Genomic DNA, 13,833 nt, shown 5'->3' with positions numbered 1-13,833 from the left:
TTGGAAAAATTAAATATTCCCTATGTCATTAACAACTTCTCATAAAACTACATGTTCATATTGCGGTGTCGGGTGCGGTATAGTTGCCAGTAAAGATGCTAATGGGGCAATAACTGTTGAAGGAGACAAAGATCATCCAGTAAACAAAGGTATGCTCTGTTCCAAAGGAATGAATTTACACCATGTTGTTCAAGATAAAACAGATCGATTAGTTGAACCACAAATGCGCTGGAGTAAAAATCATGATTTACAAGATGTTAGTTGGGATACTGCTTTGGAACGTGCTGCGGCCGTATTTAGTTCAATTATAAAAAAATACGGATCTAATAGTGTTGGATTTTATGTTTCAGGTCAATGTTTGACTGAGGAGTACTATTTATTTAATAAACTTACCAAAGGTTTTATTGGTACTAATAATATTGATACTAATTCTCGCTTATGTATGAGTTCCGCAGTAGTTGGATACAAACAAGCTTTAGGAGAGGATAGTGTACCTATAGCATATGCTGATATAGAGGAGGCTGATTTATTTATGGTTGCAGGGGCTAATCCAGCTTGGTGTCATCCAATTTTATGGCGCCGAATTGAAGCCCATAAGGAAGAAAATCCAAATGTGAAAATTATTGTAGTTGACCCTAGAAGAACACAAACTTGTGATTTGGCAGATTTGCATTTGCAATTATTGCCAGGTACGGATGTGGTACTTTATAATGCAATTGCATTACGTTTGATTGATAGAAAAAAAATTGATAAATCCTTTATAGAAAATCATACCGATAATTTTGAGGCAGTAAAAGAACTTGTAAAACAAAAAAGCTTAAAAGAAGCCTCTAAAATATGTGGCGTATCTGTTGAAGATATTAAAAAAGCAGCCGATATGATTTCGGATGCCAATGGTTTTATGACACTTTGGGCTATGGGATTAAACCAAAGTTCGATAGGTGTAAATAAAAATAATGCGTTACTAAACTTGTCACTAATGACAGGTCATATTGGTAAGCCTGGTTCAGGTCCTTTTTCATTAACAGGGCAACCAAATGCCATGGGAGGTAGAGAAGTTGGTGGAATGGCTAACTTATTAGCTGTTCATAAGGATTTAGGTAATGAACAACATCGTAATGAAGTAGCTAATTTTTGGGGAGGAAAAGAAATTTCAGAAAAACCAGGATATACAGCTACCCAAATGTTTGATGCTCTTGAAAGTGGTGAATTAAAAGCCGTTTGGATAGCGTGTACCAATCCACTGGTAAGCTTACCAAATTCAAATAAGGTGGAACGCGCCTTAAAAAATGCAAAATTTGTTGTTGTACAGGAAATTTCAAGCAATGCTGAAACTTTAGAGTATGCAGATTTAATTCTTCCTGCCGCAGCATGGGCAGAAAAGGAAGGAACCATGACCAATAGTGAACGAAGAATTTCGCACCTAAGTAAAGTGGTTGACGCTCCTGGTAATGCATTACCAGATGTTGAAATTATCTGGCGATTTGCTCAAAAAATGGGATATGAAAGCTTCAATTATTCTTCGGCTTCCGATGTGTATGCTGAGTATGTCCGTATGACAGAAGGAACATCAATTGATATTTCAGGTTTAAGTTATGAAAGACTAAAAGACGAAGGAACGTTTCAATGGCCAGTACCAACTGTTGGACATCCAGGAACACCGCGTTTATTTACCGATAATAAATTTTATACAGATAATGGGCGAGCAAAATTTAAGCTTCCCGAATTTGTAATGCCAACATCTGAAACAACAACTGAAGATTTTCCATTAGTCCTTACTTCGGGACGTATCAGGGATCAATGGCATACCCGAACGAAAACGGGCAAGGTAAACCGATTACTCACCCACATACAAGACCCATATGTGGAAATGAACCAAGTGGATGCATTTATTAGAGGTTTAAAGGAGGGCGATATCGTCAATGTGGCAAGTAAACGTGGTACAACTCAAGTAAAAGTTCAAATTTCGGATAATATTGGGAAAGGCGTGGTATTTATGCCAATCCATTGGGGTAAGGTTTTTGGAAATGATTATGCTCGTGTTAATAATTTAACGACAAGCATTTTAGATCCAATTTCTAAAGAACCAGATTTTAAGTTTTCTGCCGTACAGGTAACAAAATTTAAAAAAGAGAAACAAAAAATATGTATCGTTGGAGCGGGAACAGCAGCATTTCGATTTATTCAAACCTACAGGGAACATAATCAGGAAGATGAAATTGTAGTATTTTGTAAAGAACCCTATCCTTTTTATAATCGCGTATTGTTACCCGAGTATGTTTCTGAGGAGTTAACTTGGGAACAGTTGCAAAAATTGAGAGAAGGAGAGTTGGAACGCTTTAATATTCGGTTGGAAATGAGTAATCCTGCTGAAGAAATTAATAGAGAAGAAAAATACATTTTAGATAGTAAAGGTGTAAAGCATAATTATGATGTAGTGCTTATGGCTACTGGTAGTCGTGCTTTTGTACCTAAAGAAGTTCCTATACATTTACCAGGACGCTTTACCATGCGTGACAGGGAAGATGCTGATAAGTTAAAAAATTATTTAGACGATTCAGGATTACCTGTTGATAATCAGCATGTAGTTATTGTTGGAGGTGGTTTATTAGGTTTGGAATTAGCTGCAGCGCTTCGAAAAAAGAATGTGGCTATTACCATTATACAGCGTGGTAACCGTTTAATGGAGCGCCAGTTGGATGTAGTAGCAAGTAGGCTTTTGGCTGAAGATGTAAAAGATAAAGGAATACAAATTTATTTTGATAATGAAGTAGATACTGTTTTTAATGAATCAGACTATCAATTAAGTGTCACTTTAAAAACTGGTAAAGAATTAAATTGTAATGCCATAGTATATTCTATTGGTACAATTCCTAATATAGAACTGGCACGAAACGTTGGGTTAACTTGTAAACGAGGTATCGTTGTAAATCATTATTTGCAAACTTCCGATCCGTCTATTTTTGCAGTTGGAGAAATTGCTGATTTTAATGGTAGTTTATACGGAATTACTGCAGCAGCTGAACAGCAAGCAGATATAGTTGCTAAATTTTTATTAGGTGATTATTCTGCTATTTATAAAGGATCTGTCTTTATGAATATTTTAAAGTTCGAAGATTTAGATTTATGTAGTATTGGTACTTTGGATTATCCTCAAAATGATCCGGCTTATCAGGAGATCGTTTTAATGGATGTGTCTAAGCGTTTTTATAAAAAATGCATTGTTTACAACGATTGGTTAATTGGAGCCATTTTAATGGGAGATAAAAGTGAGTTTGCTGAATTCAAGCGTTTAATTGAAGAAAAAATTGAACTTTCGGAAAAAAGAGAAGAATTATTACGCTCAAGTAAAGTAGATGAACCTATTGTGGGTAAATTAGTTTGCTCATGCAGTCAGGTAGGCGAAGGAAATTTAGAGGCTGCAATTAAAAATGGATGTACTGATTTTGCTAAACTTTGTGAACAAACGGGCGCTGGTTTAGGTTGCGGTAGCTGTAAAAGTGAAGTGAAACAAATAATGGAAAATACATTACAACCTGCATAATTATGGAAAATTACTTACAAAGAATACAGGTTAAGGGAGGTATTATATCGCCAGGTGAATTACAAAAAGTAATTTCAATGGCGGAGTCTATAGGTTTAGATGCATTACATTTTGGATCAAGACAAGATATTTTATTTCCCACAAAAAACGATCAAAAGGAAATTACAGCTGATCATGAAAATTTTGACTTGTCTTTATTTTCAAAGCCTGAGGAGCAAAATATAATGAGTTCATACGTATGTATTGATATTTTTCCTTCAACCGTATGGTTACGTGGAACAACATATTTGTATATTTTAGAAGAATTTAGATATGCTCCTAATTTAAAAATAAATATAGTTGACCCAAAGCAACAAATAGTGCCATTGTTTTCTGGGGAGCTTAATTTTATAGCTTCAGAGCATGAAGATTATTGGTTTTTGTATACCAAATTACCAGGTTTGGATCAGGAATATTATCCTGTTTTAGTGTATACTTGGGATATTGCTCATTTAACGGAATTAATCGAAGATACTTACAGAACAGTTAATTCTGTACAGGAGTTGTTTGAAACGCTAAATAAAACAACATCCTTAAATAATAAAATAATAAAAAAAAGACTGAACGTAGATTTTTCTCCCTTTCCTTATTACGAAGGAATGAATAAAATGCACACTAATCAATATTGGTTAGGTTTGTATTGGAGAGATAATAGGTATAGTATGTCTTTTTTAAAGGCATTATGTGCTTTTTGTGTTGAATATCGTATTGGTAAATTATGTTTAACGCCATGGAAATCATTTATAGTTAAAGGTATTCAAGCAGATTATAAGCTTGCACTTGAAAAATTATTGGGTCAGTATGGTATAAATGTTAGGCATTCTGCTTTAGAATTGAACTGGCATTTACCTGTTGATAATAAGGCTGCACTTGATTTAAAAAAGAATTTAGTATTAAATTTTGATCAAAATGATATTAGTACCTACGGACTAACTTTTGCCATAACTTCAAATCAAGATAGGAATAGGTATTTTACTTCTATTGTTATTGAATCAAATCCTTTGCCTGAAATCAACAACACGGATTTTGTGGTACGACCAACATTTAATGTAGTATATGCCATAAATTTTAATCCAAACACACGTAGTTATGTAGTTTATGCTCAGGATATTGATAAAATGGATTTGCCAAATTTATTGATGGAACTGACTAAAATATATTTTCAAAATCTAGATAGTGAAAAACAGGAAGTAATTAAGCCTGGATCATTAAATTTAGAAGATGAAAAAATTGTATTAGAGGTATATCAGTGCAATCATTGTTTTACAATATATGATCCATCAGTAGGTGATGTAGAAAACGGAATAGCTCCAAGTACTTTTTTCGAAGATTTACCAGATTCGTATTGCTGTTCAGTCTGCGATGCTCCTATTAGCGAGTTTAAACCTACAGAGATGGAGTTTACTGAAAAATGATACGCATTTTTATAGCTATTCTATTGACATTTAAGCGGGGTTTAATTTCAAGGGATCATTAAAAATATTTTAGTGGGAAATTTGAAGTAAATGGTATTTATTAACTCAAAAACACCACTTAAAAATAACATTTTATTTAGCAATCAAAATTCCTTTTTTATTGTGAACTTTTATTTTATAATGATTTTCTAAATAGTTAAAATTATCACTATTCAAATTTTCTTCTTGTAAATCCATCCAGTTCGGAGCTACTAAAGCGTTGTCAAACTTAGCGCCTTTTATTGTTGAATTTTTAAAATTAACTTCAATTAAATCGGCTTCTGTAAAATTCGTGTTGGTAAGATCAGAATTTTCAAAATTGACAATTTTAAGCGTAGCTCCTTTAAAAGTTGCATTTTTTAAATTAGCATTCATAAAATTAGATTCAATAATATCGGTTCTTGAAAAATTGGTGTTTTTCAAGTTGGCTTCATTAAATTTTGTTTTATGAATAAAAGATTTTATAAAATTAGATTCCTCCATTCTGGTATGACTTAAATTTAAATTTTTTAAGTCAATACCAGTGATACTGGCTTTGGTTAATTCCGCATACTCGAAATTTAAAAGTGAAGCAAGGGTTTGCTTGGTGTTTTGATCAATCATTTTACCTAAATCAATGTTGCTTTCTAGTAAGGACATTAATAAATACCCTCTTTCAGGACTGACAGGCTTAGTTATTAATGTGTCCTTATCTAAATATTTATAAGGTTTAAGTATTTTACTCATTGCAATGATGCGCGTACTATTTGCCTTTGAAATTTTACCATTATTTCTGTATCCATCGGTAGTTACATCTTTAATCATTTGGTCTAAAACAAACAGCATGGAACTCCGTCTGTCAGCTTCTTGTAAATTAGTTTGTTGCCCTAAACGCTCATTTTGACCAGTAATTAATTGATTTTGATTACGTAAATAATACACTTGGATGAGTAAAAAAAGTGTTGGCAAAACAGAGGTAAGAATAAGAAAAACACCAATCCGCGTGATTCGCATAAACAAAGCCGATAGCAATTCAGAAACTGTGTTTTTTGAAACACTTCTTTTTTCTTCCAATTCAGTAAAAAAATCAGTAATAGCATTTTTTAAATTGCTTCCTAAAAAATTTGCTGAAATTTTTTTTGTGATCCTAACACGTTTGGCCCATTTTTCTTTTTTTCGAGTATCGCGATTATTAAGTTCAGCTTTTAAACGTTTATTTTCTTTTTCGAGATCATTATAGTCCATAATAATTAGAATTCAGGGGTTTGACGGTGAAAATACTAAAAAGTAATCATTTCTTACAATCAATGGAATATTGGTACTTGGTTTTTATTAATCCAAGTTTCGGTATTTACCCCATAAATAGATATACTTTTTAAAGGTTCCGAAAGATATGTAGTATGCTAATATAAAGCCTTCTCTACCTTGTAAAAATAGCCATTTAAATATATAGAGTTTGTAAAAGGTAAACCATGGTTTTAGCAATAAATGATAAATCGTGGGACGTTTATTTTTTTTGTACAGCACATCTGCATCTGCAATACTTTTTTTGGTTATCTGGATATTAAATTCATCAATTCCAATATAACTTTCATCAATTAATTTATTCTTTAAAAATGAATTGCTTTTTACTTGTAGTATGTTTTTGCATGTTTTTTTATTAAATAACCTACAGGATGTATGCCTGTTATATGTACCAAAACGTATCATTCTTCCCATAAAAATGAAGTCTGTTTTGATGGCAAATGTTTTGGAGGTATTAGAATTTGAAATAGATAAAATTTCTTTTTTTAAACCATCGGGGAGGTGTTCGTTTGTGTAGTATATAAAAATCCAAGGGTGTTTTGCTAATTCAACAGCTTCTAAAATTCTCAGTTCTACTTGTTGCTGTTCGCTTTTCAAAAACGTACATACTGGCGATTTTGATTGGTTATTATCAAAATCACAATGATCCACAATTATGAGCTCATCGGCAAAGGTTAGATTAGTGCTTATTTCATTAATTTTAAAGCTTTCATTGTTTGAAATTACTAATGCACTTACCATTTATATATTGTTGTATATATTTGTGTCAAAAGTAATCATTTTAAGATTTTTTCCATACTCACTTTTGTTTTATTCCCATAGTATATTTTTAAATAAATTTATTATTGAAATATATTTAATGCAATTGAAACTATTGTTATTATTTAAAGGTGTAGTAGTGTTTATCAGTTAATTAATATGGCAAAGCTTCCTATTTTAATGTATCATAATGTAACACTTAATAAAAGTGATGCAAAGGGTTTAACTATATTTAAAGATACTATGGAATCACACTTTAATTATTTAAAGGAGAAAGGGTACTCCACGTTTCACTTTAAAGATTTAGGAGAGCCATCATTTGTATTGCCAAAAAAATCAGTAATTATCACGTTTGATGATGTGTATAAAAGTCAATGGGTTATAGCCTATCCGTTATTACAAAAATATGGTTTAAAAGCTAGTTTTTTTGTGCCATTTAAATATGTTAATGGTAAGGACGACTGGAGTACAGGAAAGCAGGAAATTATGGATATATCTCAATTAAAATCATTTGACGAATCGGTAATTGAATTGGGGTTACATTCCTATGCACATAAAGCATACCCATTATTAAATACTAATGAATTGGAGCTGGATTTTGAAAAAAGTTTGAATTTTATAGAAGAAAATAGTTTGAATGTGAGCAACGTTTTGGCATATCCTTATGGGAAATTTCCGAGAAAGGGCAATCAAAATAAGGAGTTCAATGCTATTTTGCGACAAAATAATATAAAATATGCTTTGCGTATTGGTAACAGAATAAACTCGTTTCCTTTTAAAAACAATTTCGAAATTCAACGTTTGGACATAAAGGCTGAAGATGGATTAACTAAATTTAAACGAAAATTAAAATGGGGGAGTAAGTTATTTTAAGTCTTTTTCAATGAGCATTAATTTTACATATCTGGAAAAAACCCCATAAGCATTTATAGTAGCCACTGTTAGTCCAGGAATACCATCTAAAAAGCCTTTGCGTAAAATGTAACTGCTAAAAAAACGGTAAAAGGGTTTGAAAATCAAATGGAAGTAAGTTGCTTTTTTTTCTTTTTTAAAAGCTGTTTTGCCTGAAACCACGCATAACTATCCTTTTTACTAATATAATGAATGAGTCCTTTGTAAGTGTAGTGTAATACAGGGTTTTTAAGTTTTCCTATGGTTCCTTTTATAATTAGTTTTTCATGTACGCTACCTTCAAAATGAGCATTCGTTCGCTTAACTAAACGCGTAACATGATCACTATGATGGTATAAAAAGCGATTCATATAAAAGTGTGGGAAATTTAATTTATATGCGCTATGCGTGTTTGAGTGTATTGCAGTTTTTATTTCCTGCTGTAATTTATAGGGTATGCGCTCATCAGCATCAACAAATAATACCCATTCAGTAGTAGCAAATTGCAAGGCGTAATTTTTTTGATTAGAAAAATTATCAAATTTACGCTGTACAATTTCGCAGCCAAAGGATTCAGCAATAGCCACAGTATCATCCGTACTAAAGGAGTCAATTACAATTATTTTTGTGGCAAATAATACTGAGTGTATGGCTCCCTGAATATAGTGTTCTTCATTAAATGCAGGAATAATTACAGTCAGATTTTTCATAAAGTAAAATTATAAAAAAACTTTATCTTTGTATATGAAATGGCAAAAATAGACACCACGGTAGTTCTTTTTTATGAAGGAAGTTTTGAAATTTTAAATCATGTGTTACATGGTTATAATAACCAGAATTATAGGCAATTTGAGTTGCTACTTATTGTTACTGACTTTTCAGATAAGATACTCTCAGAAGTGGAAGCTAATAAGAAAACTTTTTTTTTCCAATACGCGTTATAAAATTAAAAGCTTTATTTGAAGAAACAATTTCATCCTATTTAATCTTTTCTAGCGGAAGCGCTATACCCAGTAAATTTTTTATTGAAAAGCATATTATGTTAAGGGAAGAAGGGTATAAAATTACAGGAAATTGCAAAGCTGTTACGGGAGTAAAAATTCCTACTTCAAATAGTTTGGAGTATATTTATAATGAAACTTATTTTGATAAAAAATGGTTGAAACTGAACGAAAATAAGCAAGAAAATGAAGGGATAGATTTCGCAAACTATTCGATTTGGAAAGCTGATTTTATACAAACAAATGAAAAATTGCCATTTACCAAAGAAACGATAAATACTACCTTAAAATCACTTAATTTAAAGACGAAACAAATAATGGACGATTACATATGTATCTATTTATTAGCATCGTAAAAAAGTATAAAAATGAGTCAAATATCAATATCCGTAATAGTAAGTACTTATAATTCTGAAACATGGTTGCGTAATGTTTTGGAAAGCTACAAGTATCAGGATTATATTAATTTTGAGGTAATAGTAGCCGATGATGGATCTAAAGAAAGTACCAAGGAATTAATTGATGCTTTTAAAGTAGATTACCCTGTAAATTTAAGGCACATTTGGCATGAAGACCAAGGCTACCGAAGGCAGCGCATATTAAATATTGCTATTACTGAAGCAGCTTTTGAGTACATTTTAATGACGGATGGGGATTGTATTGCTAGACCTGATTTTGTTTCAACTCACGCAAAATATGCTGAAAAGGGCTATTTTTTATCTGGAGGTTACTGCAAGTTAGACATGCCTTCAAGCCAAGCCATTACCCCAAGCGATATTGAACAAGGCAATTGTTTTAATGTAAAGTGGTTAAAAAGTAAAGGGCAATTAGGCAAAAAACAAGAATTGAAATTAAGCGTAGGTGATACGTTAGCTAATTTTTTAGATGTGGTAACTCCTACTGGTGCTACCTTTAATAATTGCAATTCTTCGGCATGGAAAGCAGATTTAATTGCAATAAATGGTTATGATGAGCGTATGCAGTACGGTGGACCTGACCGCGAGTTGGGAGAGCGGTTGGTAAATTATGGCATAAAAACTAAACAAATTAGGTACAAAGCAATTTGTTTGCATTTGGATCATCCGCGAGGATATAAAACAAAGGAATCTTTGGATAGAAATTTAGCTATCAGAAAACATACTAAAGATCATAAAGTGATTAAAACTAGGTATGGAATTGAAAAGCTAGAAAAGGAAAGCAATTAATTTGTACATCATTTTAATTATTACGTGTCCACCTGGATTTATAACTTTTTTTTAGGGGTATAACACAAGTGATGTTACTTTTTTTTAGTGTAAGTAGCTATTTTCCAATACATGTTTTCTTTTTCATCGTTTTCAATCGTTACGGATTGCACCTCTTGTAGTTTTGGATTTTCAAAAAAAGTCCAGGCTCCTTTACCGTCTCTAAACATTGATACTATAATAATACCCTTTTCCGAGAGGTGATCAAGAGCAGTATTAAGCACTTGCTGTCTTTCCGCTGCCTGTACATAGTAAAATACTTCGTTGTAAACAATAACGTCATAAGTTTTTTTAGGAACAAACGTGTGGATATCGGCACATATAAATTCAGAATTTGGGTGTGTCTTTTGTTTGGCAGTTGCAATGCATACTTCTGAAAAATCCATGCCTAAAAAATCACTGTAAGGCATACTTTGTAAGTGATCAAGTAAAATACCTTCGCCGCATCCCATAGCTATAATACTTGGATTTGGCTTTGCGTAATTTTTACAAATATCAACAATAGTTTTGTAGCGTTCAATTTCGATTTTGCCTCTTAAATTATCCCAACGGCCATTTTTGTATTGCGTATTCCAGCGTTTTTTTCTTCTCCAATTATGAAATTTATTAATAATATTCATTTAATTTGTTTTAAATAGCGTTGTAAAAAAAGGTTGAGTTTAGGGATCATAAGTTCAGGTGTAAGTTCACGATACATAGCTACTGGATCGTTTTCTATTTTTCGCATACTCTCAAAACCTAAGTCATCTCCAAATAAATGTGGTTTTTCCTCAATCAAATGTACGGATGTGTGCAACACGCCATCTTCAAAACTTGCCCAATGCTCTTTGTGTACGTAAGGTGAAAAAATAGTAAACGTAGGTTTGTTTAATGCTTTTGCAATGTGAATGCTTCCACCTTCGTTACCTATCAGCAAGCTGCATTTATTCATTAACTTAATAAAACCACGAATTGTATCTTCATAAATGTCAATAACAATTTGTGATTTATTTTTACAGGTCTCGTAAATTTTTAGCGCTTCTTTTTTTTGATGAGGTGCATAATTAAACAGTACGTTTACTTGAAAAGTATCGGTAACAAAATCAATCAAAGCAGTAACATAGTCATAAGGCATTGATTTTTGAGGCGTACTTCCTAAAACTCCTAACATAATAAACGGCTGGTTGTAGCCATCTAGTTTATTGTAATTTATTTCCTTTTCAGTAAGGAATATTTTGGGCGTATAATCAATTTTATTTTTTTGAATGGGAAACAAGGAACTGACCATATTTACCCTATCTTCAATAGATTTTCCGCACACATTACTTTTTTCTTCAAGTAAATGTACCACATCAGTATAAAATTTAAAAGGTAATTTTTTATTAGGCTTTACTAATCCAATACGCTGATTTGCTCCCGAAAGCAAGCAAATAAATTTACTTTGAAATTTTGCATAGGGATCAAAAATGATATCGTAATTTTTTTTTCTAATTGTAAATGCGAGTTTGACTAAATTCGGTAGCTGTTTTGTTTCCTTTTCATTAATAGCAATGATATGATTTATATATGGATTGTTTTGTATTACTCCGGTAGTGAAATCATAAACTAGAAAATCAACATTAGCATCGGGATGAACTTTTTTGATATTTTGAGCAATCACTGAAGCTATAAGTACATCGCCTATGCGTTTATTTTGAATTACCAGTATCTTTTTCATTGCACTTGTACTTTAATAATTATCGAAATTATTATTTTTTGTGATGTAAATAAAATTTGAATTCACATATCTTTGAAATTATGAATCAAATACATTTCAACCCCCAATATATTCACCTGGAAGAAAAGCTTGTAGAAATGATAAAAAATTTTGACAGTCAAGGGGAATATGTAACTAAAGGAGCAAGAAATACGATTAAAAAATTTATTGTTGAGGGACAAACCTTTAATGTAAAATCATTTCGAAAGCCAGGGGCATTTAATGCGTTTGTGTATAAATTTATTAGACCGACCAAGGCAAAACGTTCCTTTGACTATGCTAAAAAGTTATTAAGCTTGGATATTTTGACTCCAAATCCAGTGGCTTACATTGAAGCATCTTCGTTATTAGGGTTAAAGGAGAGTTATTATGTGAGTTTGAACGTTGATTATGATTTTGATTTTAGGCATTTAATTCATAATCCACTGTTTAAAAATAGAATTGAAATTTTAAAAAAATTTACTGACTTTACATATAAATTACATGAAAATAAAGTGAACTTTTTGGATCACTCACCTGGGAATACTTTAATAATTGATCATAAAAACGGGAATTATGACTTTTATTTAATTGATTTAAACAGGTTGAAATTTGAGGCTTTATCGCTACCAAAACGTATGGAAAATTTAAAACGTTTATGGCTATCAAAACAGATGATTCAAATTGTGGCACAGCGATACGCCGAAATAAGTACTTATTCCTACGATAGCGTTTACCATAATTTACTTAAAAGCAGTAATGCTTTCAAATTAAAAATTAGAAAAAAAGAACATTTAAAACGAAAGTTGAAAAATAAATAATACGATTTACGAAATTTTTATTCGTAAATCGTGTAAATACCTTTAAAATAAAAAAGTCTTCATTTTTAAAAATAGAAGACTTTTTAATATCATACTAGCAAGTAATCTATACGGCTACATCATACTCACGTAAAGCATCATTTAATGATGTTTTTTTGTTCGTACTTTCTTTACGTTTACCAATAATTAATGCACAAGGCACATTGTATTCTCCAGCAGGGAACTTTTTTGTGTAACTACCAGGAATTACAACTGAACGTTCAGGTACAACACCTTTAGTTTCAACCGGTGTATCCCCAGTAACATCAATAATTTTAGTACTCATAGTAAGTACAACGTTAGCGCCTAAAACGGCTTCTTTTTCAACACGTACTCCTTCAACTACAATACAACGCGAACCTACAAAAACACCATCTTCAATAATTACAGGTGCCGCCTGCAAAGGCTCTAAAACACCACCAATACCAACACCACCACTTAAGTGTACATTTTTGCCAATTTGTGCACAACTACCAACAGTTGCCCAAGTATCTACCATAGTACCTTCGTCCACGTAAGCACCAATGTTTACGTAACTAGGCATTAAAATAGTACCTGCCGACAAGTATGAACCTTGCCTAGCCGAAGCACCAGGAACAACACGAACTCCTTTTTCTTTATAGTCCGTTTTTAACGGCATTTTATCATGGTATTCAAAAATACCAGCTTCCAATGTTTCCATTTTTTGAATTGGGAAGTAAAGTACCACGCCCTTTTTTACCCATTCGTTTACCTGCCATCCGTTAGCAGTAGGTTCGGCAACACGCAATTCTCCAGCATCCAGTAAACTTATTACCTTTCTGATAGCATCTTGGGTAGCAGTTTCCTTTAAAAGCTCACGGTTATCCCAAGCTTTTTCTATAATTTGTTGTAATTCTTGCATTGAATAAAATTTTTAACAAAGATACATTTTTTAGCCATCGGAGTAGTCGATGTGTCAAAATTTAGATACTAAAAAAACATTGTTGTAATGCATTGTTGAGCATATTAAAGTGCAAGCGTTGTTTATTCATTTTATGCACAAATAAATAGTAGGATTGGCT

At 32.1% G+C, this 13,833-nt stretch carries 14 protein-coding genes; 7 read left to right on the top strand and 7 right to left on the bottom strand.

The genetic code is table 11. The annotated features are described in order from the left end of the window. Positions 1-22 precede the first annotated feature (22 nt). Both GMC_RS0108665 and GMC_RS0108660 read left to right on the top strand, forming a co-directional pair. Entirely contained in the window at positions 23-3,544 is a 3,522-nt protein-coding gene (locus GMC_RS0108665) for a nitrate reductase (RefSeq protein ID WP_010521753.1), read from the top strand. Between the two features lie 2 nt (positions 3,545-3,546). Then, complete coding sequence (locus tag GMC_RS0108660; protein WP_010521752.1) at positions 3,547-4,998, top strand: rubredoxin; 1,452 nt, start codon at positions 3,547-3,549, stop codon at positions 4,996-4,998. Positions 4,999-5,130: 132 nt separating this feature from the next. On the opposite strand, the gene GMC_RS0108655 is transcribed toward GMC_RS0108660, so the two are convergent. Both GMC_RS0108655 and GMC_RS20645 read right to left on the bottom strand, forming a co-directional pair. Continuing rightward, entirely contained in the window at positions 5,131-6,261 is a 1,131-nt protein-coding gene (locus tag GMC_RS0108655) for a pentapeptide repeat-containing protein (protein ID WP_010521751.1), read from the bottom strand. A gap of 87 nt (positions 6,262-6,348) precedes the next feature. Next, positions 6,349-7,062 (bottom strand): glycosyltransferase family protein, encoded by a 714-nt coding sequence (locus GMC_RS20645; RefSeq protein WP_010521750.1) that lies wholly within the window; start codon positions 7,060-7,062, stop codon positions 6,349-6,351. A 177-nt stretch (positions 7,063-7,239) separates the two neighbouring features. On the opposite strand from GMC_RS20645, the gene GMC_RS0108645 reads away from it, so the two are divergent. Further along, positions 7,240-7,953 carry a polysaccharide deacetylase family protein gene (locus GMC_RS0108645; RefSeq protein WP_010521749.1) on the top strand — a complete coding sequence of 238 codons (714 nt, stop codon included), beginning with the start codon at positions 7,240-7,242 and terminating at the stop codon, positions 7,951-7,953. On the opposite strand, the gene GMC_RS22190 is transcribed toward GMC_RS0108645, so the two are convergent. Continuing rightward, positions 7,945-8,100, bottom strand: coding sequence for a hypothetical protein (locus GMC_RS22190; RefSeq protein ID WP_010521748.1), 156 nt, complete (start codon positions 8,098-8,100; stop codon positions 7,945-7,947). The two genes, GMC_RS0108645 and GMC_RS22190, sit on opposite strands and share 9 nt — an antisense overlap. Next, positions 8,097-8,681 carry a glycosyltransferase family 2 protein gene (locus GMC_RS19515; protein WP_010521747.1) on the bottom strand — a complete coding sequence of 195 codons (585 nt, stop codon included), beginning with the start codon at positions 8,679-8,681 and terminating at the stop codon, positions 8,097-8,099. Before GMC_RS19515 ends, GMC_RS22190 begins: the two co-directional genes overlap by 4 nt. Positions 8,682-8,720: 39 nt before the next feature. On the opposite strand from GMC_RS19515, the gene GMC_RS0108635 reads away from it, so the two are divergent. The 3 genes from GMC_RS0108635 to GMC_RS0108625 all read left to right on the top strand — a co-directional run bounded on the left by GMC_RS0108635 (position 8,721) and on the right by GMC_RS0108625 (position 10,177). Continuing rightward, a complete protein-coding gene (locus GMC_RS0108635) occupies positions 8,721-8,915 on the top strand; it encodes a hypothetical protein (RefSeq protein WP_010521746.1) in 195 nt (64 codons plus the stop codon). A gap of 95 nt (positions 8,916-9,010) precedes the next feature. Continuing rightward, complete coding sequence (locus tag GMC_RS0108630; RefSeq protein WP_010521745.1) at positions 9,011-9,328, top strand: hypothetical protein; 318 nt, start codon at positions 9,011-9,013, stop codon at positions 9,326-9,328. 12 nt (positions 9,329-9,340) lie between these two features. Continuing rightward, a complete protein-coding gene (locus GMC_RS0108625) occupies positions 9,341-10,177 on the top strand; it encodes a glycosyltransferase family 2 protein (RefSeq protein ID WP_010521744.1) in 837 nt (278 codons plus the stop codon). Between the two features lie 74 nt (positions 10,178-10,251). Here the strand turns inward: GMC_RS0108625 and GMC_RS0108620 are convergent, their stop codons facing one another. After that, the gene (locus GMC_RS0108620; protein WP_010521743.1) at positions 10,252-10,836 is read right to left on the bottom strand and encodes a class I SAM-dependent methyltransferase; all 585 of its coding nucleotides are present in this window, start codon (positions 10,834-10,836) and stop codon (positions 10,252-10,254) included. Beyond that, positions 10,833-11,912 carry a glycosyltransferase family 9 protein gene (locus GMC_RS0108615; RefSeq protein ID WP_010521742.1) on the bottom strand — a complete coding sequence of 360 codons (1,080 nt, stop codon included), beginning with the start codon at positions 11,910-11,912 and terminating at the stop codon, positions 10,833-10,835. The genes GMC_RS0108620 and GMC_RS0108615 overlap by 4 nt, the downstream gene beginning before the upstream one ends. 137 nt (positions 11,913-12,049) lie before the next feature. Here GMC_RS0108615 and GMC_RS0108610 point away from each other — a divergent pair, with 137 nt between their 5' ends. Beyond that, entirely contained in the window at positions 12,050-12,751 is a 702-nt protein-coding gene (locus GMC_RS0108610; RefSeq protein WP_010521741.1) for a lipopolysaccharide kinase InaA family protein, read from the top strand. Between the two features lie 106 nt (positions 12,752-12,857). Here the strand turns inward: GMC_RS0108610 and GMC_RS0108605 are convergent, their stop codons facing one another. Beyond that, a complete protein-coding gene (locus tag GMC_RS0108605) occupies positions 12,858-13,673 on the bottom strand; it encodes a 2,3,4,5-tetrahydropyridine-2,6-dicarboxylate N-succinyltransferase (protein WP_010521740.1) in 816 nt (271 codons plus the stop codon). Positions 13,674-13,833: the final 160 nt, after the last annotated feature.

The organism is Aquimarina agarivorans (assembly GCF_000218485.1).
Classification (GTDB): Bacteria; Bacteroidota; Bacteroidia; order Flavobacteriales; family Flavobacteriaceae; genus Aquimarina; species Aquimarina agarivorans.
The sequence above is the reverse complement of the archived record's forward strand: the minus strand, read 5'-3'. Positions and strand labels throughout refer to the sequence as shown.